Origin of the sequence: Rufibacter sediminis (genome assembly GCF_014269285.1) — a bacterium.
Taxonomy (GTDB): Bacteria; Bacteroidota; Bacteroidia; order Cytophagales; family Hymenobacteraceae; genus Nibribacter; species Nibribacter sediminis.
On record NZ_JACOAF010000053.1, the window covers coordinates 21,550 to 43,208 of the forward strand.

General features: G+C 51.0%; 14 protein-coding genes. 6 read left to right on the forward strand and 8 right to left on the reverse strand.

Translation table 11 applies throughout. From position 1 onward, the window contains the following. Positions 1 to 309: 309 nt before the first annotated feature. Together H7U12_RS20640 and H7U12_RS20645 are read right to left on the reverse strand one after the other, a co-directional pair. Positions 310 to 774: a YybH family protein gene (locus H7U12_RS20640; RefSeq protein ID WP_186641702.1), complete on the reverse strand. Its 465-nt coding sequence runs from the start codon at positions 772 to 774 to the stop codon at positions 310 to 312. Positions 775 to 904: 130 nt separating this feature from the next. Further along, entirely contained in the window at positions 905 to 1,435 is a 531-nt protein-coding gene (locus H7U12_RS20645) for a YMGG-like glycine zipper-containing protein (RefSeq protein WP_186641704.1), read from the reverse strand. A gap of 670 nt (positions 1,436 to 2,105) precedes the next feature. On the opposite strand from H7U12_RS20645, the gene H7U12_RS20650 reads away from it, so the two are divergent. Continuing rightward, entirely contained in the window at positions 2,106 to 4,655 is a 2,550-nt protein-coding gene (locus tag H7U12_RS20650) for a KAP family P-loop NTPase fold protein (RefSeq protein ID WP_186641706.1), read from the forward strand. A gap of 72 nt (positions 4,656 to 4,727) precedes the next feature. Next, complete coding sequence (locus H7U12_RS20655) at positions 4,728 to 8,396, forward strand: AAA family ATPase (RefSeq protein ID WP_186641712.1); 3,669 nt, start codon at positions 4,728 to 4,730, stop codon at positions 8,394 to 8,396. 406 nt (positions 8,397 to 8,802) lie between these two features. On the opposite strand, the gene H7U12_RS20660 is transcribed toward H7U12_RS20655, so the two are convergent. Further along, positions 8,803 to 10,113, reverse strand: coding sequence for an ammonium transporter (locus H7U12_RS20660; RefSeq protein WP_186641714.1), 1,311 nt, complete (start codon positions 10,111 to 10,113; stop codon positions 8,803 to 8,805). Positions 10,114 to 10,473: 360 nt separating this feature from the next. On the opposite strand from H7U12_RS20660, the gene H7U12_RS20665 reads away from it, so the two are divergent. Together H7U12_RS20665 and H7U12_RS20670 are read left to right on the forward strand one after the other, a co-directional pair. Then, positions 10,474 to 11,244, forward strand: coding sequence for a thermonuclease family protein (locus H7U12_RS20665; protein ID WP_186641716.1), 771 nt, complete (start codon positions 10,474 to 10,476; stop codon positions 11,242 to 11,244). A gap of 109 nt (positions 11,245 to 11,353) precedes the next feature. Continuing rightward, positions 11,354 to 11,656, forward strand: a complete 303-nt coding sequence (locus H7U12_RS20670) for a YMGG-like glycine zipper-containing protein (RefSeq protein WP_186641719.1) — start codon at positions 11,354 to 11,356, stop codon at positions 11,654 to 11,656. Positions 11,657 to 11,778: 122 nt separating this feature from the next. Here H7U12_RS20670 and H7U12_RS20675 read toward each other — a convergent pair whose 3' ends face one another. Both H7U12_RS20675 and lpdA read right to left on the reverse strand, forming a co-directional pair. Then, positions 11,779 to 14,247, reverse strand: coding sequence for a TonB-dependent receptor domain-containing protein (locus H7U12_RS20675; RefSeq protein ID WP_186641721.1), 2,469 nt, complete (start codon positions 14,245 to 14,247; stop codon positions 11,779 to 11,781). Positions 14,248 to 14,494: 247 nt separating this feature from the next. Continuing rightward, positions 14,495 to 15,889 carry a dihydrolipoyl dehydrogenase gene (gene lpdA / locus H7U12_RS20680; RefSeq protein WP_186641723.1) on the reverse strand — a complete coding sequence of 465 codons (1,395 nt, stop codon included), beginning with the start codon at positions 15,887 to 15,889 and terminating at the stop codon, positions 14,495 to 14,497. A 245-nt stretch (positions 15,890 to 16,134) separates the two neighbouring features. On the opposite strand from lpdA, the gene H7U12_RS20685 reads away from it, so the two are divergent. After that, entirely contained in the window at positions 16,135 to 17,019 is an 885-nt protein-coding gene (locus tag H7U12_RS20685; RefSeq protein WP_186641725.1) for a carbohydrate kinase family protein, read from the forward strand. Positions 17,020 to 17,351: 332 nt separating this feature from the next. On the opposite strand, the gene H7U12_RS20690 is transcribed toward H7U12_RS20685, so the two are convergent. Next, positions 17,352 to 18,245: an SDR family oxidoreductase gene (locus tag H7U12_RS20690; protein WP_186641727.1), complete on the reverse strand. Its 894-nt coding sequence runs from the start codon at positions 18,243 to 18,245 to the stop codon at positions 17,352 to 17,354. A 148-nt stretch (positions 18,246 to 18,393) separates the two neighbouring features. On the opposite strand from H7U12_RS20690, the gene H7U12_RS20695 reads away from it, so the two are divergent. Next, positions 18,394 to 19,392: a phosphotransferase gene (locus H7U12_RS20695; protein ID WP_186641729.1), complete on the forward strand. Its 999-nt coding sequence runs from the start codon at positions 18,394 to 18,396 to the stop codon at positions 19,390 to 19,392. A gap of 152 nt (positions 19,393 to 19,544) precedes the next feature. On the opposite strand, the gene H7U12_RS20700 is transcribed toward H7U12_RS20695, so the two are convergent. Both H7U12_RS20700 and H7U12_RS20705 read right to left on the reverse strand, forming a co-directional pair. Continuing rightward, positions 19,545 to 20,270: a LytR/AlgR family response regulator transcription factor gene (locus tag H7U12_RS20700; RefSeq protein ID WP_186641731.1), complete on the reverse strand. Its 726-nt coding sequence runs from the start codon at positions 20,268 to 20,270 to the stop codon at positions 19,545 to 19,547. A gap of 9 nt (positions 20,271 to 20,279) precedes the next feature. Next, on the reverse strand, positions 20,280 to 21,560 hold the full coding sequence (locus H7U12_RS20705; protein WP_186641733.1) for a sensor histidine kinase: 1,281 nt from the start codon (positions 21,558 to 21,560) through the stop codon (positions 20,280 to 20,282). Between the last annotated feature and the right edge of the window lie 99 nt (positions 21,561 to 21,659).

The window sequence follows — 21,659 nt, forward strand, 5'->3', positions numbered from 1 at the left end:
TCCCATACTCTTTCTAAAAGCAAGGTTAAAACATCTGCCCTTTTCCAGTACGCCAATCAGGAGATTGGCTGTCCGGTAAGTGCGTAGAGCGCTGACGCTAACTCTACGCACAATCAATGTAGTTATCCGTTCTGGTAGGATCATATGCCGGGCCACAAGTCTTCTCTTCAGCTGGTGTCTCCGTTCGTCTTTAAGATGCTTTCGGGATAATCAAGGAGACGAAAAGATTGCATTTCAATGTGCATACCTCAAAAGAAAAGGCTTGGAGAAATCATCTCCAAGCCTCTATAAATGAATGCTATCGGTAGGTTATCTGGCTACCTGCACCGGATGGTCTTCCAACTGAGCGTAATGTAGTTTCCAGGCACCTTTGTCGTTCTTTTTCCAGATCAACATGAAGTTACCTTCGCCTTCGCCCTTGGGCAACTGCCGGTCAGACGGAATCACGTCTACGGTAAAGGTACCGCCCTCGAAGGCGATGTTTTCGTCGGCGCCGGAACTTACCGAGAACGTCCTGAGGTTTTCAATGGTCCCCATGGTTTCCCGTACCCACTTCTGGGATACCTCGGATTTACCGTTGTAATGAACCTCGCCTTGTACAAAATGGGCATCATCGGCTAAGAGGGTATCCAACTGGGAAGAGTTCTTGCTGTTCCACGCACCAATAAACTGTTGATTCAGTTGCTGCACGTTAACAGGTTCTTTTTTATCCTCCATTTTAGAGCAGGAAGAAAGCACGGCAGCAAATGCGAAAATAAAGAGGTATGATTTCATAGTAGTGTGTTTGGTGAATGATTAAACCACATACTCCATTAGAATATTAGGAGTTTCAAATATTTTAAATTGGTATTCAAAAAAAGCCCAAGCACAGGCTTGGGCTTCATAATTATAGGCTATTGCCAACTTACCAGCTTTTTCTTCTGTATTCAGAATCGGCGTACGGTTTAGAATAGTCACCGTAGTTCTCGTTAGGCAGGAAAGACAGGTTAGACATAGTCATGATCTGCGGCTGACCGGCAGTGTAACCGGTGTAGGCCAGAGCGGCAGCCGGTGCGGCAACAGCAGCGGTTTTAGCTGCGGTAGAAGTTGATTTCTTAGCGGAAGAAGCTCTATTAGAAGAGCTATACGCGTAGGCTCTGTTAGCGGCAACGGTTCTGTTGAACTCAGCCTCCTCTTCAGCTGCTTTTTTCTTTCTCTTGTTTTCTACGATTTTACCAACTCCGTATCCGGCGGCGCCACCTACAACACCACCTACAACACCGCCCACTACCCGGTTACGCTTGTTGATGATGGCACCTGCCGCAGCACCAGTACCAGCTCCAATCACCGCGCCTTTGGCTTGCGGACTCCATTTCTTTTTCTCTTGCGCCTGAGCATTGTTGAAAGCAACAGTCACTAAGAACATCAGGGCGAATATCAAACTTAGCTTTTTCATGGTAGTACTTTTTAGAGTCTATAAAAGTTTATCTCTTGTGTTTTGTCTCTTTTCAACTTCCGTGCCAAAACTGAATTTGCTTTTCCCAAAAGCCTTAAACCCTTTTCGGCACCAATAGAGGAGGTTACGCTTCCTCCCGTTATCAGGAGCTAGAACGGATTTTTAAATATTTAGATACATTAATATTTAAAAACCGGCCTAAACCCCTATTTATCAAGGCAGACCAACTTCTTATTATCCTGTTATACAACAGCTTAACCACCAAACTACTTTGTCTAATAATATAGGCCAGAGCGATTTTAAGGTCAGATATTTTGAAGGAATCACCGTTTGCACTTTAGGCTTGTTTATGAGAAAAGAGGCCTAAAGCCCTCTACCAAAATACCTCTACTTTGGATTTTGTGGGTTGTCTGAAGAATGCATATCTTGTTAGAGTAACCACTTCAACGCCCTCGCTCCTCTTCAAAAGTCATGCAGAAAAAAATGTATTTGCTCCGGCACCGGTATGTAAAGTTTTTCCTGATAGCACTCTCTATCTACTTTATATTACAGTTCGGGAAACGGATGGGTGAGTTTCTGTACTATATGACCAATTGAAACAACTGCTATTTCATGAAAAGAGCCCCTGCTTTCAAGAAAAAGCAGGTGCTCTTTTGTTTATATTTGGTTTATGAGCAGAATATCTAAACTAGCCTCTAAAATAATAAACGGGCAAACTTTAACAATCTTAGCCACTATTGCAGGTTTATCTGTCTTCCATACTCCAGTAGAGAAGCTTTTAAGCGATACGGTTGTAAAACACCTGCTAACCTACTGCGAAAGTAATTGGTTTAATGATGTCATTTTCATTTTAGCAGCAGTGGCACTAATTTTACTTACCTACCGAAAGAGGAAAAGAATTATTGCCAACAACTCCATTCTTATCTTACTTGCAATTAGTGCTTTCTATTTATATCATAGAATCTTCAAAAGCACATGGGAACTTACTGGCTTCCAAACAATACCAAACATTAAGTATGCAGACTTCATATTATTATATACAGCTCTAACTATTTTGAATTGGTCAAGGCAGTTCCAGAAACGCCAAGTAGAGAAGACCTCCTTAACAACATTTTTTGATGACGAACCACTTAGTGATAAAAAAGAAGACAAACTTGGTTATAGCATTTATGCGAAAACAGTAGCAGACAAGATTGAAGCTTACAACCACAACAAGTCTTTTGCTATTGGTGTTAATGGAAAATGGGGAATGGGTAAAACATCTTTTTTTGACCTCATCAAAAGAGAGCTGAACAAAGAAGAGAACATCATCATAGATTTTAATGCTTGGAACAATAGCTCTCCACGCGCCATCATACAAGACTTCTTTAACACACTTCAAGAAGCACTAAATCCTTACTACTCTTCACTAGCTCATCAGCTTGCAATTTACTCTGACAAACTAGTCACAGTGAATGATAATAGCATAACGCAATCTTTGAAAGTTGTTCTTGGCTTATTTACAAGTGATAGTTCCCTCAGTAGCATTCATGATCAAATCAATCAAAAACTAATAAAGATTGATAAGAAAATAATCATCTTCATAGATGACTTAGACCGCTTAGACAAACATGAGATCATTGAAGTCTTCCGTTTGGTTAGAAACACAGCCAACTTTCAAAAAACAATCTTCTTAGCAGCATATGATAGAGATTATGCTTTAAAAGCGATTAGTGAATACAACCCACATAACTATGAACTTTTCTTAGAGAAAATTTTTCAACTTGAAATCAATCTACCTTATTTTGAACCTGCAATTTTAAAAAATAGATTAATATTTAATTTAAAACATTTATTACCTACCTCTTTACATCATTCCATAGAATCAACTATATCTAACAAAAATCATAGAGATGATATAAATTTACTGGATTGGATTAGCAGCATTCGAGATGTCACAAGAGTTACAAACACTATTGCTGTTACTATGGAAGGACTACATGGGGAAATATATTTTAGAGATTTCTTTTATCTCCAGCTTTTGCGTATGAAGTATGCTTCTGTATTTGAGCATTTAAGTAAAAACTATCACGCCTACTTGCAATCTAACAACCATTCATACGGAAATAATCGGTACTTTTTGAAACAAGTTGACAGAAGAACCAACAATTCTTCAAAACATTATATACTAGATGAATATTTAAGTAATAACAAAAGCTACTTCTCAATTCATGATAATGATATAGAAAAAATAATAAAGTTATTGGTTATCATTTTTGACAAGCACGCTCGTGATTGGGATAACAAGCAAGACCACTTATCAGTAGTATTCCCTCTTCATAGGAACAAATATTTTATGTACAATTTAAATGAAGGGAATATTTCAGAAGTATCATTCACCAAAGCTCGAGCTTCATCACAAGAAGAATTTAATAGGTTAATATCTCATTACGTTAACGAAGGGCTTCAGCTTGAACTAAGGTATAGATTCATGAACATAAAAGATTTCCAAAGCAGAGAAGATTTCGAAAGGGTAATTAAGGGTATTTTTCATTTTGCAAACCTTAAATCACAGCCTCCATACAATAGTTATTCTTCAATTGTAGGCTATGATGTAGATGACCTTAGAAATAAGCTTTCAGATTACAACCAAGAATTAAGCAGGAATTATTACAACTCGGCTAATTCAGAAATACTATATAAAACATTTTTCAGAGAGCTTTTTCAAAATGCAAAGTATCCTTATTTATTTGAGAGCAGGTTAATTGGGGACTGGCTTAAAGGCTCTATAGATAATTTCCCAATATCAAGAGATGAGCTAAGAGATTATGCAATAAGTTATTTTGCAGAATACTGCTCTAGAGCACTTAACCTTAACGAATACGTTTGGGAGATGCTTTACGATTGCCAACTACAAGAATCAGAAAAGGCGCCTAACACTTCAATCATACCTAAAAGAGCAAAAGATATTTTCTTAGATTTCTTAATTGAAAAGGATATTGATGGTGTGATAGTAGATATAATACAACCTGATAGACGAAATGAAGCAAAGTACAGTTTATCTGGATATGTTATAGGAATCTGGGAAAGTTGGGATGAATTTATTGAGTTTTTAACTGACAACAGAAATAATAACTGGAAGTACATCGATGAATTTATAGAATTTTATACAGCAGCAAGTGAAAAAGGATTTGAAAACTCAATTGAATTCAATTTTAAAACTATACCAGTAAAAAAGTAAAACAGAAACCCTACTTCTCCTCCCCTTCCCCAAAACCTGTTATCTTTACTAACTCGCATAGTTTCCACTCCCGTGAAGATAACCTCCGTTCGTTTCCTCAACCTGAACTCGCTGCAGGGCGAGCACCTGATCCGGTTTAATGAGCCGCCTTTGAGCGACTCCGGCCTGTTTGCCATTACCGGACCTACCGGGGCAGGAAAGACCACCATTCTGGACGCCATCACGGTGGCCCTGTACGGGCAGGTGCCGCGCCATGGCCGCGAGGTGGCCGAGATCATGACCCGCCACACCGGCGAGTGCTGGTCTGAAGTGGAGTTTGAAGCCGAAGGGAAAACCTACCGCGCGCGCTGGAACCTTCGGCGGAGCCGCGGCAAAGCCGATGGCAAGTTGCAAAGCCCGGTCATGGAATTGATAGACGCGGCAACCCAGGAGGTGCTGGAATCACGTCTATCGGAGACCCGCCAGCGCATCATTGACCTCTGCGGCCTGGATTTCCAGCAGTTTCTCCGGTCCGTGATGCTCTCCCAGGGCGATTTTACCCGTTTCCTGAAAGCCAGCGAAAGCGAACGCAGCGAACTCCTGGAGAAACTCACCGATACCCGCATTTACTCCCAGATCTCCATGGCCGCCTACGAGAAGGCCAAAGCCGAGAAGCTGAAACTACAGGACCTGGAGCGCCTCCTGCAGGTAGACCAGCTTTTGCCCGAAGAAAAGCGGCTGGCCCTGGCCTACGAAGTCACCCAACTGAAAGCCGCCGCCCGCCTCGCCAATCAGCAGGTACAGCAGCACCAACAGCAACAGACCTGGCTGGAGCATCTCCAGAAACTGACGCACAAAGAAGCTCAACTACGCACGCTGACCACCCAAGCCCAGGAAGAGCAGCGCGCCTGGCAACCCAACCTGGAGAAACTGCTGCGCAATGACCAGGCCCAGCCGTTCCAAACCGAACTGGCCCGCCTCTCCGAGGTACAACACCAAGGCCAAAGACTGGCGCAAACCCTAGCAGTTTTACAGGCGCAGATACCCCGCCAGGAAGAGGTAGTGGCATCCCAGACCAAGGCTTCCCAAGCGGCGCGCACGGCCCATGAACACGCCCAGCAAACCTTAACCCAGGCCGAGCCTCGCCTGGATCAGGTTTTGCAGCAAGACACGCATCTGGCGGCCCAGCAGGCTCAATATGCCAAAGAGGAACAAGCCGCCGCTCATCTGCAACAACAGATCCAGGTACTTTCCAGGCAATTGGCTGCCCAGCAGGAAGAACTTCAGACCTTGATCGCACAGGAGCAAACTATCTCGCAATGGCTTCTGCAGCATCTACAGGACGAGGAGTTAACCGAAAGTTTATCTGAGGTTCGGGCAGAGGCCAGGAGCCTGCGGGACGTGCGCGCGCAGCAAGCCAAGTACCAGAAAGAGCACGCTGATTCTGCCCTGATTTCACAAAACGAGGCCAAAAACGAAAAGCAGCTACAACAGCAGCTTCAGGAACTGGAGCGCCAGATGCAGCAGCAGAAAACCCGCTTAGACAACCTGAAGCAACAGGTCAGTACCATACTCCAAGGCCAGGAATCTGATGCGCTGGAACAGCTTTGCCAACGCCTGCCCAGCATGTGCAGCCAACTAGAAAAACAGCTAGATTTGAGCAAGACCTTCTTGCAGCAGGAAACCCGTCGGCAGGATTTACAGGTGCACCTGGCCACTACCACGCAGGCCCTGCACCAGCAGCGCACCCAATTGGTCCAAACCAAAACCGAGCGCGAGCAGGCCCAGGACAAACTAAATGACGTGCAGCAGATTCTGGATTTGCAGCGGCAAATTCAGAAATATGAAGACGCCCGCGCCCAACTGCAACCCGAGCAACCTTGTCCGCTGTGCGGCTCTACGCACCACCCGCTGGTGGACGAGCACCAGCCGCATATGGTGAGCGAAGCGGAGCAAAACGTAGTAAGCCAGCAGCAGCGCCTGCAGCAACTAGACGGGCAGGAACGCCAACTAGCCGCCACCGTACACCGCCTGGAACTGGCCGAACAACACACACAGGAGCAACTCCAAAGTCTAGAAACTCAGAACGCGGCCTTACAAGCCCAGTTTTCCGCGTTGAATACGGCCTTGGAGCTGGCCCATGAGATTGCCGTGTCAGACGCTATTCACCAGAGCTGGAACGCCCGGAAAACCGAACTCCAGCAGGCTACCGACACTCTGGAAGGGCTGCGCGGCCTGAGAACCCAAATAGAGAAAGCCCATCAGGACGAGCAGAAATCCTTAACCGAGCAGCAGCGTTTTAGGCATGAAATTGAAAAAATAGCCCAGAAACGCACCCTGGCCCAAGCGCGTCTCACGCAACTTCAGGAAGAACTAACAGACCTTGCTGAGCAGGAAAGCGTCATTTCTGACACCATCCGCGGATTTTTCAGCACCTACGGCCTCACCTACACCGGGAACAACGGTGCCGAATTACTCGCCCAACTGGAAGACCGTCGGCAAGCGTTTGAGCAGCAGAAAAAGCAGCTCCCAGAGCTTCGGGAGAAACTGGTGCAGGCCCAATCCATGCGAAACAGCGGCACGCAATCCCTGCAGGAAAAGCAAACCGAAGCACAGCACAAAACCGAACAGCTACACGCGTTCAAAGAACAGCTCCAGCACCTCCTCGCCCAGCGCTACGCGTTGCTGCCAGCTGGCGTACAGCCCCAGACTGAGAAACAGCGGTTGCAGCAAACCGTCACTCAGACTGCCCAACAGCTTCAGGCTGCAGAGGCTGCGCTGCAGCGCGAGCAGGAAAAGTTAAACCTGCTCCGACACCAGCTATCGGAAAAACAGAAAGACCAACAGGCAAACCACCAGGTGCAGACCGAGCTGGAATCGTCGCTGATGCAGAAAATCAAACCGGAGGGATTCGGGTCACTGGCCGAACTGCAGGCCGTGCTCCTGCCCCCGGACGAAGCGCAACGCCTGCGCCTGGAACGGGACCGACTGCAGAAAACGCTGCATGAGTTGACTCACAGCCTAAAGCAATGCCGCGTGGAGTATGAAAGTGAGAAAGAGCGCCACCTCACAGAACTTACTCTTCCTGAGTTGGCGCCACTCATCCAAGCTTTAGAAGAAGAGAGGGAACAATGTCAGACTCAATGGGGTCAGTTGGAACTGAAACTGCAACAAGACGAGGCCCTGCGTGAGAAACACCGCCAGCTTACCCAGCAGCTGGATGTACAGAAAGGCGAGGCCGAGCGCTGGGATCGGTTGGCGCGCCTCATCGGCTCCGCCGATGGCAAGAAGTTCAGCAAATACGCTCAGAGTCTAACACTGGCCCGTTTGGTGGACCTCGGCAACCGCCACCTGCACCGCCTCAACGACCGCTACCGCATTCTCAAGAGCTCCGAGAACGAACTGGAACTGCAGATCCTGGACACGTATCAGGGCGATGCCATCCGGTCGGTCAATTCCCTTTCAGGCGGAGAAAGTTTCCTGGTGAGCCTGGCCCTGGCGTTAGGTTTGTCTGATCTGGCCAGCCACAAAGCCCAGATCCATTCGCTCTTCATCGACGAAGGCTTCGGGACCCTGGATGCCGAGACGCTGGACATCGCCATGGATGCGCTGGAAAGCCTGCAGGCCAGCGGCAAGATGATTGGCATTATCTCGCACGTAGAAGCCCTGAAAGAACGCATCAGCACCCAGATTGTGGTGGAAAAACAAGCCGGCGGCCGAAGCACCATTCGGGTGACGAGCACCGTGGGCATGGAAGTGTAGAAGTAAGCTCTTTGACCTCATAGTGTCCGGAGGTCCTACGAGTGTCTTTAGGTCTTGTCACAGACGCTCGCAGGTTCCGGACGCTACGAGGTCTTTTGCGCCACGGTTCTTGCAGGCATCTGGCGCGAGACTCCAGACTCGTGACAAAGGATGCTGCGAGTCTCCAGACTCGCCGGGAACCACGAACAGGATATTGGCGAAAGGGCATACTATTGGCGTAAGGGAGTCTGGAGACTCCCTTCATCCCGTGTCACGAGTCTGGAGACTCGCGCCAGTTGCTATTTAGGTAAGGGGTGTTTTTCGGCTTGTTTTCTGAAAACGGCCTAAATACAGGAAAGGCTCCCATGTATGCGGGAGCCTTTCCTGTTTTATCGTGCTACGTGCTACGCACTGCATACTACCACAGCTACATCTTCTCATCGTGTTGCGACAAGTCCAGCCCCAGTTGCTCTTCTTCCATAGACACGCGCAAAGGGGCAATCAGATTTGTGACTTTCAGGAGAATCCAGGAACCGACGAAGGCGTAGATGGAAACCCCAACCAGAGCGCCTAGTTGCACCAGGAACAGCTTGGTTTCGCCAAACAGCAGTCCCTGATCTGGGATGGCGGGGTTTACGCCTTTGTTCGCGAAAACGCCGGTTAAAAGCATCCCCACCATTCCGCCTACGCCGTGGCACGGAAACACGTCCAGAGTATCGTCCAGGCTGGTGCGGGAACGCCAGTCCACCAAAAGATTACTGATCACCGAAGAGATAACGCCTATCGCAATGGAATGCGGCAGAGTCACAAAGCCCGCGGCCGGCGTAATGGCCACCAGTCCTACCACGGCCCCAATACAGGTTCCCATGGCGCTGGGCTTACGGCCTTTCACGCCGTCAAAGAAAATCCAGGCCAGGGCGGCGGCGGCCGAGGCGGTCATGGTCGTGGCCAGCGCCGTAGCCGCCAAGGAGTTGGCTCCCATGGCAGAACCCGCGTTAAACCCGAACCAGCCAAACCACAGCAAGCCGGTTCCCAGGAGCACAAAGGTGATGTAGGCTGGTGAATGGCTTACCTCGTGCCGTTTCTTCAGACAGATGGCCGAGGCCAGGGCCGCCCAGCCCGCCGACATGTGCACCACGGTACCTCCGGCAAAATCCAGCACGCCCAGACTGAACAGGAGTCCTTGCGGGTGCCACGTGGCGTGGGCCAGCGGCGCGTAGATGAAGATAAAGAACAACAGCACGAAAACCGTGTACGAGGTAAACCTTATCCGCTCTGCAAATGCGCCGGTAACCAGGGCCGGGGTGATGATGGCAAACTTCAGCTGGAACATGGCAAATAAGGCCAGCGGAATGGTGGGGGCCAGTTCCCAGGGAGCGCCGTCCAGCACGTTCCGCATCATGAAGAACGTGGCCGGATTCCCGAAAAAGCCGCCTATTGAATCTCCGAAGGCCAAACTAAAACCAAAAATTACCCAGATGACCGAGATCATGGCCATGCAGATAAAACTCTGCAGCATGGTGGAGATCACATTTTTCCGGTTCACCATGCCGCCGTAGAAGAAGGCCAGGCCGGGAGTCATGATGAGCACCAGGGCCGTGGCGGTCAGCATCCAGGCCGTGTCGGCGGGGTCCAGCCCTGCTATCGGTTTCCCGCTAGGAATGGAGGGGAAAAAAAAGGTCAGGATTACCGCAATGACCAGCAGGATGAACGGAATCTTGGATAGTCTCGTGAGCATAAAAGAGCCAAATAATGTTTGTTAGGTTGGTGTTGGGTCGTATTCAAGCTTTTAATTTGTTAAAAACATTTTACTCTTTAAAACTTATCCTTGAGATAATTTCAGCTTACAACACATCGTTTTACCAAATTGACAAAGGCCTATTTTCATTCCGATAATTACCCTGGGCAAGAAACCTCACCGGATAACAGATTGACAAAAAGCTTTCTACTGATTTAAGCTTTTGGCAAAAATTCGCCTTACTGGCCTTCCACTCGCCCGGACTTCAACTTTATTCCCCGCCCCCTGTTTTACTGGACACTAAGCGCTATTTTGCGGCGTATTATGAGAATGACTAACCTGCCACTACCCATGCGTTTCATGAAACCAACTCTGCCCCTGAGCGTCTGGCTTGCCTTCCTGATTTTTTGCCTGGGTTGCCAGCAGAGCCGTGATTACTCCCAGGATCAGAAAACCGAGGAGACGACCGCTGAGAACCAGTACAAAGTCATCGCGATCAAAGACGGCGACACCATTGAGCTGCTGAAAGACGGAAAACCGCTGCGCATCAGGTTACAGGGCGTGGACTGCCCTGAGAAAAACCAGGACTTCGGGACCCGGGCCCGGCAATTCACGTCTGATCTGGTCTTCGGCAAGTCCGTTGGTTTGGTGGTGCATGACATTGACCGCTACGGCCGCACCGTGGGCGAGATTATCTTGCCCGACGGGCGCAACCTGAACCACGAACTGGTGAAAGAAGGATTCGCCTGGCATTACACCGCTTACTCCAAAGACCCTGAACTGGCCCGCCTGGAGGCAGAAGCCCGCGCCGCGAAAAAGGGTTTGTGGGAGCAGCCATCGCCGCAGGCACCCTGGGATTTCAGAAAGAACCGCGGCAATGCAGCATCAGGCGCTAACGTTTCTTCGGGAGCTAAAAAGAGTACGGCGGCCACTCCTAAGACGGCTTCCACCACTTCGGCCACAACTTCCTCTAAAAATGGGAAAGCGTATTTCTGCGAGAGCAAAGGCGCCACCACCTATCACCTGGACCCCAACTGCAACCGGCTGAAGCAATGCAAAAGCGGAACGGGAACGATCACCGTGGCCCAGGCGCGCAAACAGGACCGAACTCCCTGTAAGGTTTGCTCATAAGCCATCTACAAGAACTTATATTTCTTTAATCCAACTACATTCTTCTAATTCATACAAAACAGAGAACTAATCACCCCGTAAAATACAAAACATCAACCAAACGAAGATTATGAAAAATCTGAAGATATCTTTGGTCATGCTGTGCTCTGTATTTGTATTAGGGGGAAGTGTCACCCATGAAGCACAAGCCCAGCAAGTAAAGAAAGAAAAGAAAGGCTGGAGTAAAAAAGCCAAAGGCGCCGTGATTGGCGGAGCCGGTGGTGCCGCCACAGGTGCCATTTTGGGCGGCGGTAAAGGGGCCGTCATTGGGGCCGCAGCCGGTACCGTGGCCGGTGGCGCCATAGGTAGAAAGAAAGACCGCAAAAAAGACCCTAAGCGCTACGACCAGTACGCCAAGAAGAATAATGACTAATACCCTTTAACTTTAAGTCAGAAAATCGGCTTCTCTCCTGGAGAAGCCGCTTTTTTTATGTCCTAACTGCAAGTGTGTTCTACGCCAGTTTTACAGAAAACACGGCAAAACCAAACGGCTGCTTAATACTGGCCGCCCTCGCGTTCTGGGCCGGACGGCAGCTCGCCTTCTTTTTCTTCCCGCTCCCGTTTCTGGCCCGTATTCCCGAAACGGTAGCTAAAGCCCACGAACACCAGTTGGCTCTGCGGTTTGTAGCGGCTGGTTTCCTCCAATTGGTTTTCAATGAAGGTGTAAGAGTCAAACCGCATGGTGTTGAACAGGTCCTGCACCCGCACAATGATGTTTCCCTTGCCGCCCAGAATCTCCTTGCGGGCACTCAGGCTGGTGGTGTAAAACGAAGAACGCTCGCCCTGCAAGGTCACCGTGGGTGAACGGTAGTTCATGGAAAGCTGAATCTCGGTTTTGAAAGGCAGCGTGAAGTTGGAATTGAGGCGGCTGGTCCAGCTTAGGCGGCTGTTGGTGGCCAGCCCCTGCTCGGTGGCATCTATCTTGTAGTTGAACCCCGAGACGTTGGCGTTGAGGCGCCACCACTTAAACAGGTTGGCGGTTCCGGTTAACTCCACGCCGTAAGATTCGCCGGAGGCGATGTTCTGGAAGGTAGAAATCGTGGCATCCTGATCCAATTCATTCCTGAAGTCACTCCTGATGGTTTGCACCACATCGGTCATCCGGCGGTAGAAAACGCCTACGGTGGCGGTGGTCTCCTTCCAGAAACGCAGGTAGTTGACCTCGTAGGAATCAATGAACTCTGGCTGCAGGTAAGGATTTCCCTGTCGTATGTTTAAGGGGTCCGAGACATCCCGGAACGGGTTCAGTTGTCCGGTCCAGGGGCGGTCAATGCGGCGGCTGTAGCTGGTCTGCACTTTCTGCTCCTCAGAGAATTCATAGGTCAGAAACAAACTGGGAAACAGGTTCAGGTAGTCCTGCTTATTGCGTTGCTTCTGGGTAATCTGGTCGGTGACAATGTTGGTCTGCTCTAAGCGGGCACCCAACTGGTAACTGAATTTGTTCAGCGCGTTCCCGTAGTTTCCGTACACGGCATGCACCCACTCGTCATAGATAAAATGGTTGGTGCGGTTGATGCTGTTTTCATAGCGGCCGGTGTTTCGGTTGAAGTCAGTGGCTTGCACGTCTTCGTCGCTGCGTTCAAAGGTGCTGCGGTAACCGGCCTCCCATTTGCCTTTCTCGCTGAACGGGTGCACGTAATCTACCTGCAGGGAGAATTCCCGTTCTTTTTCCAGCCCCTCGTTTTTCTGCAACTCACTTTTATCGGCCAATTCGCCCCCTTCCGCGTTGTAGAACAACCGCCTGAAATCGTCTTGCCCGGTTTCCTCCTCGTGGTTGAAAACGGCATCGGCGGTCAACTCGCGACCGGCACGGTCAAAGGTTTTCCGGTAACCCAGCGTGTACTCAAAAAGCCGACTGGTTTCGTCCCCGAAAGTGGTTCTGGTGGAGGTGCTGTTGAGCGACCGGTCTTCCTCTAAGAAGCGGTAAAAGGTGTTTCCTTCATTCTCGCGGTAGCCGTAGCGGTACAGCACCGATCCCGTAATGCTTTGCTTATCCGTTAGCTGATAATCGGCCCCGAAACGCACGTTATGGTTTCCCCGCCGGTTCTCGTTTTCCGACTCCTGGTCCAGATAAGAAGTGGAATCTGGTTTAGCATCATCTCTCCTGTAATTAGTCCGGAACACGCTTCCGGTGCCTTTTCTGTAATCTTGCCGGAAATCATAGTTGGTGAACAGGTTCAATTTGCCGAAACGGTAGTTCAGGTTAAGTGAGGTGTTGTAGCGGTTGCCTATTCCGGCGTTCGCCGATGCCACTCCGTTCAAGCCCCTTTGCTTCTCTTTTTTCAGAATGATGTTCAAAACGCCGCCCGTGCCGCTGGGGTCGTATTTAGACGAGGGATTGGTAATCACTTCTACGCGCTCAATGGTGCTGGCCGGAATTTGGTCCAGCCCCAGGCCGCTCAGCGCCGAGGGTTTGCCGTCAATCAGAATAGTGATGTTGGAGGTTCCGCGCATGCTCACGGTTCCTTCCTGGTCAACCGTCACCGAGGGCACGTTCTGCATCACATCCACCGCCGTGCCGCCCACCGTAGACAAGTCCTGCCCCACGTTGTACACTCTTCGGTCCAGGCCGTATTCCACCTGCGCCCGCTGCCCTACCACTTCCACCGCCTTCAACAGCGTGCTAGACGACCGCACGGCAATTACCCCCAGGTTCACGTTAGGCGCAGCAGCCGTCACCTGAATGTTGGGCATCACGCGGGTGGCATACCCCACAAACGATATTTTGAGATGATAGCGGCCGGCAGCCACCGGAGCCACGACAAAACTCCCATCGCCTTCTACCAGGGCACTGGCCACAATGGAAGAATCTGCGCCCGCCAGCAACGCGGCCGTGGCGTAGCCCACCGGTTGTTTGGTGGTGGCATCTTGCAGTTTACCGGTGATTTTACCTTGGCCAAAGGCCGTGGTACTAAGGAGCGAAATACAGCAGAGAAGGAGAAAGAACGAGAGGTGATGTTTCATGCAGGAGGAATAAAGTACGCGTATTGGATTAGTTATCTTTATACAGAAACGGCCACAAAGCGCTTCTGATTTAGAAAATCTGAACTTATTAGAGTCTGCTTAACACGAAAGGTTTAACTCCATCTCATTCTTTTCATACAACAACTTAAAATCGTTTCTGTTTTGAGCCTGTTTTATCCAAACTGCCCTAAAACGCAAAAGGCCCGGGCAGAGCCCAGGCCTTTGCAAAATGATACGTCAGACGTTACTACAAGTGAATCACCTCGCCGTAGGCGGCAGCGGCAGCTTCCATGATGGCTTCAGACATGGTAGGGTGCGGGTGAACGGCTTTAATGATCTCATGACCGGTGGTTTCCAGTTTACGGGCCACCACAATCTCAGAGATCATCTCGGTTACGTTGGCGCCAATCATGTGGGCTCCCAGGAACTCACCGTACTTGGCGTCAAAAATCACTTTCACAAAACCGTCTTTGTTTCCGCCGGCGCTGGCTTTTCCCGAGGCCGAGAACGGGAACTTGCCCACTTTAATCTCGCGGCCCAGTTCACGGCACTCTTTCTCGGTGTAGCCAACCGACGCGATTTCTGGATAGCAGTACGTACAGCCCGGGATGTTTTTGTAATCCAGCGGCTCTGGGTTGTGACCAGCAATGGCTTCCACGCAGATAATACCTTCCGCCGAGGCGACGTGCGCCAGGGCAGGGCCTTTTACGATATCGCCAATGGCGTACACGCCCGGTACGTTGGTGCGGTAGAAATCATCCGTCAAGACACGGCCGCGCTCTACGCCTACGCCAAGCTCTTCCAGACCCAGGTTCTCCAGGTTGGTTTGGATACCCACGGCAGAAAGCACCACATCGGCTTCAATCGTTTCTTCGCCTTTGGCGGTTTTGATTTTCACCACGCAGCCTTCGCCGCTGGTGTCTACAGACTGCACTTCTGAGCTGGTCATCACGTTGATACCGGCTTTCTTGAAGGATTTCTCCAGTTGCTTGGAAACCTCTTCATCTTCTACCGGAACAATGTTGGGCAGGAACTCCACCACGGTCACCTCGGTGCCCATAGCGTTGTAGAAATAGGCGAACTCAATGCCAATGGCGCCGGAACCTACCACCACCATTTTCTTGGGCTGGTTTTCCAGCACCATGGCCTGGCGGTAGCCAATGATTTTCTTGCCGTCAATGGGCAGGTTCGGCAGCTCGCGCGAACGGGCACCGGTGGCCAGAATGATGTGGGCGGCTTCGTAGATCTCGGCTTTGCCGTCTTCAGACGTCACTTCCAGCTGGCCCTGGCCCTTCAGTTTGCCGTAACCGGCGATATGGTCAATCTTGTTTTTGCGGAACAGGAACTGGATGCCTTTGCTCATGCCCTGGGCCACGCCCCGGCTACGCGTTACAACCGCTCCAAAATCAGCACTGGCTTCGCCTACGTTAATGCCGTAGTCTTTGGCGTGCTGGATGTACTCAAATACCTGTGCGCTCTTAAGCAAGGCTTTGGTAGGGATACAGCCCCAGTTCAGGCAGATACCGCCCAACTCAGCTTTCTCCACCACGCCTACTTTCATACCCAATTGTGATGCGCGGATGGCGGCTACGTAACCACCGGGGCCGCTTCCCACCACTATCAAATCATATTTTGATGCCATGTGTCTGGATGTAAGGTTATGTACAGGCAAAGCTACATCATAATCGGGCTTTTGCCAAGTTTATAACTCAGAAGCCGTTTAGGCCCTGTTTTCTGAAAAGAAGGCCCTAAACGCAGGCAAGCCACAAAGCCGATGCTCCCGTTTCATCTTTTCGGCTTGTTCCGGGCCAAGGGTGCCGCCGGTTGCAGAAACAATCCTAACTTAGCAGAAAGGCCCTGATCCCTGTTGCACTTACCCCTACGCGCATGAAAATTCTTTCCTTCGGTGAAATCCTGTTTGACCTCATTGAGGAGGCTCCTTACCTGGGAGGCGCTCCCCTTAATTTTGCCGCCCACGCTGCCCGGTGCGGGGCCGAGGCCTATATTTTCTCCGCCGTGGGCAAAGATGACCTGGGCCAACAGGCACTAGAGCAGATAGCGGAACTGGGCGTGCAGACGACGTTGATTCAGACCGATGAGAAGCACCCCACCGGCACCGTGCAGGTAACATTGGAGAAAGGCCAACCCGACTACACCATCCTGCCAGAAGTAGCCTACGATTACATCCAATTCCCCGAAAACGCCGAGGACATCTGGAGCATCACCTATGATGTGCTGTACTTCGGCACCCTGGCGCAACGGAACCAGACCTCCAGAGAAACGGTACGGCACCTCATTGAGCAGCAACCCTTCACCCACATTTTCTACGACGTCAACTTGCGCAAGGAATCGTACACCCCGGAAATCATCCGGGAATCGCTCCCGCTGTGCACCATCCTGAAATTGAACGAAGACGAGGCCAAAGCGCTTTCCGGCCTGCTCTACGGCCAGGAACTGGAGCTGGAAGTTTTTGCGGAAAAGATTACGAGGGATTATGGCCCGCAGGTCATCCTCATCACGGCGGGCGCGCAGGGCTGCTTCGTGTATGAGCAGGGGCAACTTTCCTTCTCCCCCGCTGAGCCGGTGACGGTGTCCGATGCCATTGGCGCGGGAGATGCCTTCAGCGCGGCCTTCGTGTTGAAGTACCTCACCGGAGAAACGGCGGCCAACGCCGCTATTCTGGCGAACAAACTGGGCGGCTACGTGGCATCGCAACGCGGCCCAATCCCCACCTATTCCGCTGAAATCAGGAAAACCCTGGGTATTGAGTAGCACTTGGTGATAATGGCAGTTGCTGACTTATGGCATTTGCTGATTTATGTTCAGGTTTCCCCTCTCTCTTTTGTCATCCTGAAAGGATCTTGTGGACGAACTAGAAAAGCTTTGTAGTAAGCGCTATTACCGTTTGCCTACAAAGTCCTTTCAGGATGACAAAGAGAGGAGAATTTACTTTAATACCACTTCCGCGCCATAGAAAAGCAAAAGCCCCATCAAAAGAAATAACGTTTTATGGCTCCTTTTTCCTAAAACAACCCTTAAAACGAAAACGCTCCTCCCGTCTGAACCGGAAGGAGCGCTTTGGGCTCGTTTTCCTGAAATCAGCCCTAAATTGTGGGCGTACCGCCGGTGACCTGAATGGTGGAGCCGGTCATGTAACTGGAACCTTCGGAGGCCAGCAACACGTAAATCGCTGATAATTCCACCGGTTGGCCGGGACGTTTGAGCGGCGTATCTTTCCCGAAAGTTTTCACAGCCTCCTCGGGCATGGTGGCCGGAATGAGCGGGGTCCAGATGGGGCCGGGAGCTACGCAGTTCGCCCGGATGCCTTTGTCCGCCAGAATCTGGCCCAGGTTGGCCGTAAAGTTCTGGATGGCGCCTTTGGTGGCCGCGTAGGCCAGCAACATGGGCGAGGGTTTGTAGGCGTTCACCGAGGTGGTGTTGATGATGGTACTGCCCGGCTTCATGTGGGGCTCGGCGGCCTTGCACAGGTAGAACATGGCGTAGATGTTGGTCTTGAACGTCTTGTCGAACTCATCGCTGGGGATGTCCTGCAAACTTTCGCGGGCCATCTGGAAGGCGGCGTTGTTCACCAGAATGTCAATCTGCCCGAACTCGTCCACCGCGCGCTGCACAATGGCTTTGCAGTGCGCCTCGTCGCTGATGTCGCCGGGCACTAGAATGGCTTTCCGGCCTTCCTTTTCAACCCATTGGGCTGTATCGCGGGCGTCCTCCTCCTCGTTCAGGTACGAGATCAGCACATCGGCTCCCTCGCGGGCGAACGCGATGGCCACGGCTTTGCCGATGCCCGAGTCGCCGCCGGTGATAATGGCTTTGCGGCCCACCAGTTTCCCCGATCCCTTGTAGGATTCCTCGCCGTGATCGGGTTTGATCTTCATTTCTGATTCTTCGCCCGGCTCACTTTGGGTGGACTCAGAGAATGGCGGCGCATCAAATTTTTGGGTAGGATCTTGCTGTTTGTTTTCTTCTTCCTGGTTCATAGTTTCAAAATGGTTGGAACAATAACACCCATTTTGAAACGAGAGCGAAGGCAAAGGGTTGATCTCCAAACCAGTGTAAGCCCCCAATTTTAACGATAAGTAAACATCTCGGGCAAATTCAGTATTTATTCCCTAACATTACCGTGCCATGACTTCCGTCTTTCCCACCGCCTATTCCACCCTACGTGCCGACGCGCTTGCCTCCTTTGTATCAGAGCAGTACAACCTGGGCACGGTGCAAGGCAAGTTTCTGACCAGAGGCGTGAACGATACCTACCTGATCACCGCAGCGGATGCCCGTTATATCCTGCGGGTGTACCGCGCCTCGCATAGAAACTACGCCCAGGTTCAAGCTGAAACGGATCTGCTCCTTGCCTTAGCGCAAGCCGAAGTCTCGGTCTCCTACCCAATTTCTGATGCAGCCGGTCACGTGATCCAAACCTTACCCGCTGCTGAAGGAAACCGACCGGCCGTGTTGTTCACCTATGCGCCGGGCCGCAGGGTGCCCCTTCTGAACGAAAAACAATTACAACTCTTGGGTAGAGAGATGGCCAAGTTTCATAACGTTTCTGCCTCCTTTCCCTTAAGCGATGCGCGTTTAATCCTGGATGCTGAAACCACGCTTACCAAGCCTATCCAAGCCATAAAGGACTTCTTTTCTGAAGACCGGGAAGATTACTTGTGGCTACAGGAAGCGGCTCAGAAAGCCCAGCAGCGCCTGGAGCAATTCAACACCAGTTCCTTCTCCTTTGGCTATTGCCACTATGATTTCTTCCCGAAGAACTTCCACTTTGACGGCGACGAGAAACTCACCCTTTTTGACTTCGATTTTCTGGGCCGTGGGTATCTGGTCAACGATGTCATGGTCTTCTGGCAACACTTGTGCCTTGACGTGCACTATGGGAAAATGATGCAGGAAACCGCTGACCAGGCCTTCGCCACTTTTCTATCGGCTTACCGCGAAATTCGTACGCTCTCAGAGGAGGAACTGGCCGCCATGCCCTACCTGGCCTTGGGTTTCTGGGTATTCTACCAAGGCTTTTACGCCACCCATGACCACTTTCTCCCGCTGTTGCAGCCCCACAGGTTGAAGGCTCGCATGCAATTGATCAGACAACTCACGCAAAAGTATTGGGCGAAAGCTTAACTTGAAATTTACCTCCTGCCTACCAACAGAAATCGGCAAGAACAGCCTAACCCATACTCTTTCTTGCGGCAGGCAGCAAATCACGTACCCACCTAAACCTGGTTTCAGGCCTCTTTTCTAAAAACGGGCTTAAAACAGGAACTGGCGAAACTCTACTGCATCAGTTTCTTGCGCATGATGTCATGGAAAGCACTGCGGTACGTGTCGCCCAGGGTGATGTCTGTTTTGATGTTTTGGAGTTGGATCTGGTTGCCCTCAATGGCGGTGATTTTGTTCAGGGCGATGATGAAGGACTTGTGCACGCGCATGAACTGCTTGGCGGGCAGGCGTTCTTCCAAGGCTTTCATGTTCAGGAGCGCCAAGGTGCGGTGCCCGTTGTGGTGAATGGCCACGTAGTTTTTCATGCCCTCCACGTAATCAATGTCTGGGAGGTTAATCTTGAGCATCTTGCCTTTCAGCTCTGTTTTCACAAAAATATAGTCATTCTCCAGCGGCTCGGCCAGCGCGTTGGGCACTTGGTGAGCAGTTGCTTCCACCGGCAAGGCGCGTTGCACGGCCCGCAGGAAGCGGGGCAGCGAGATGGGCTTCAGGAGATAATCCACCACTTCCAGGTCAAAACCCTCGGCGGCGAACTCTGAGTAAGCGGTGGTCATAATCACTTTGCACCGGCCCCGAATAGCGCGTACCACGTCCAGCCCCGAGAGCTCCGGCATCTGAATGTCCAAAAACACCAGGTCAATGGGTTGGGAGTTGATAATTTGCAGCGCCTCCAGCGGATTGGTGGTGGCGCCCACCAGTTGCAGCGCGGGCACCTGTTTCAGGTGGTGTTTGATGACCTCCTGCGCGTGTTCTTCATCGTCCACAATGAGACAGTTCATAGAAGTAGGCTAGTTGGAAAAGGCCGCCGGAACGGCCGATACGTGAACGTTGGTTGATGGCTGGGCGACCGCCGGTAATTGAATTTGCAGGGCAATGGTGTAGAAATCTTCCTGGTCCTGCACCTCCAGCAGGTGCCGGTTGGGGTAGGCGGCGGCCAGCCGTTTGCGGGTATTGTCCAGCCCAATGCCGTGCGAGGTTTCCTTGGGGCCGCTCCGTTTTTTGTTGGCCACGGTGAAGAAAAGCTGGTTCTGCGCGTCAACTTCTAAGGTGAACCGCAGCGGATGCGCGGCATTGGTAAGTTCACCGTGCTTAAACGCGTTCTCCACCATCGTAATCAAGACCAGCGGAATGATGCGCAAGCCGTGCAACTCGCCCCGCAGTTGGAAATCGATCTGCAGGCGGTGGCTGAACCGCAGCTGGTTGATTTTGATGACGTTGCGCAGGTGTTCTACTTCTTTGGTGAGCAGCACGGTGCCGTTCTGGTCTTCGTCGCTTTCCAGGGAGTAGCGCATGATGTCGCAGAGGGTGAGAATGCCGTCTGAGAGTTCGTCTGAGTGCCCCAATGATTTGGCGTAGAAGAAATTAAGAGTGTTGTGCAGAAAGTGCGGATTGATTTGCGCCCGCAGAAACGCGTACTCGGCCTCCAGCTTGCCTTTCTCGGCTTCCAGTTTCTGCTGCAGAGTAAGTTTCAGTTCCCGCGTTTTCTTGCCGGTCTGCCGCAGGTAATAATAGCCTAAAGATAGTGCCGAGAGCAGCACGTAGAGCCAGAGCGAATCGCGCCAGTACGCCCAGGCCGTAAACGTCCGGAGGGTGGGCCACATCACTTCGTCCTGGAACGCCAGGGGTCGCCACACGTGGATGGTGAACACCAGCACCACAAAACAGCCTACAAAGAACAAGACCTCGGCCAAAATCAGCTTCCGGTACTGCTGCCCCGGCAGATACCGAAACAGCAGGAAATTGCTGCCATAGAACGCGAAGGCGGCCGGCAGAAACGTGACGCACATGCCCAGCAAACCCAGCGCACTCAGTTTGAAGGACACCGAGGTGAGAGCCCACATGCCCAGAAAACCCAGCCACACGCCTAGGTGCGCCAGAACCACGCGGTGTTTTTTTATATACTGCCAAAGAGCCATTTCCAGTGATGCGGTCAGAGAAGAAAGCCGCCCCGCCAGGTGGGGAAGCTTGTTCCTAAATGTATTGCCAAATCCAGAGAAACGAAAATCCCCCGCTGATTTTCCTGCGGACTTGATGGATGTAGAGATGGGCAACTTCTGGGAATTCGCCATGTAAACAGCTTTTATATGTGGGTGAGCTTGTCCTTTCTCCAGCATCTCTCCGGCGGGGCCATGGCTTGAATACATATCTGGAAGATTCCTTTACCAGGA

What these genes read in the sequence shown, in the direction of transcription:
- H7U12_RS20640 (WP_186641702.1), bottom strand. Translation starts at nt 774, where the DNA reads ATGAAATCATACCTCTTTATTTTCGCATTTGCTGCCGTGCTTTCTTCC.
- H7U12_RS20650 (WP_186641706.1), top strand. Translation starts at nt 2,106, where the DNA reads ATGAGCAGAATATCTAAACTAGCCTCTAAAATAATAAACGGGCAAACT.
- lpdA (WP_186641723.1), bottom strand. Translation starts at nt 15,889, where the DNA reads ATGGCATCAAAATATGATTTGATAGTGGTGGGAAGCGGCCCCGGTGGT.
- H7U12_RS20700 (WP_186641731.1), bottom strand. Translation starts at nt 20,270, where the DNA reads ATGAACTGTCTCATTGTGGACGATGAAGAACACGCGCAGGAGGTCATC.
- H7U12_RS20695 (WP_186641729.1), top strand. Translation starts at nt 18,394, where the DNA reads ATGACTTCCGTCTTTCCCACCGCCTATTCCACCCTACGTGCCGACGCG.
- H7U12_RS20660 (WP_186641714.1), bottom strand. Translation starts at nt 10,113, where the DNA reads ATGCTCACGAGACTATCCAAGATTCCGTTCATCCTGCTGGTCATTGCG.
- H7U12_RS20665 (WP_186641716.1), top strand. Translation starts at nt 10,474, where the DNA reads ATGAAACCAACTCTGCCCCTGAGCGTCTGGCTTGCCTTCCTGATTTTT.
- H7U12_RS20670 (WP_186641719.1), top strand. Translation starts at nt 11,354, where the DNA reads ATGAAAAATCTGAAGATATCTTTGGTCATGCTGTGCTCTGTATTTGTA.
- H7U12_RS20645 (WP_186641704.1), bottom strand. Translation starts at nt 1,435, where the DNA reads ATGAAAAAGCTAAGTTTGATATTCGCCCTGATGTTCTTAGTGACTGTT.
- H7U12_RS20705 (WP_186641733.1), bottom strand. Translation starts at nt 21,560, where the DNA reads ATGGCGAATTCCCAGAAGTTGCCCATCTCTACATCCATCAAGTCCGCA.
- H7U12_RS20690 (WP_186641727.1), bottom strand. Translation starts at nt 18,245, where the DNA reads ATGAACCAGGAAGAAGAAAACAAACAGCAAGATCCTACCCAAAAATTT.
- H7U12_RS20675 (WP_186641721.1), bottom strand. Translation starts at nt 14,247, where the DNA reads ATGAAACATCACCTCTCGTTCTTTCTCCTTCTCTGCTGTATTTCGCTC.
- H7U12_RS20685 (WP_186641725.1), top strand. Translation starts at nt 16,135, where the DNA reads ATGAAAATTCTTTCCTTCGGTGAAATCCTGTTTGACCTCATTGAGGAG.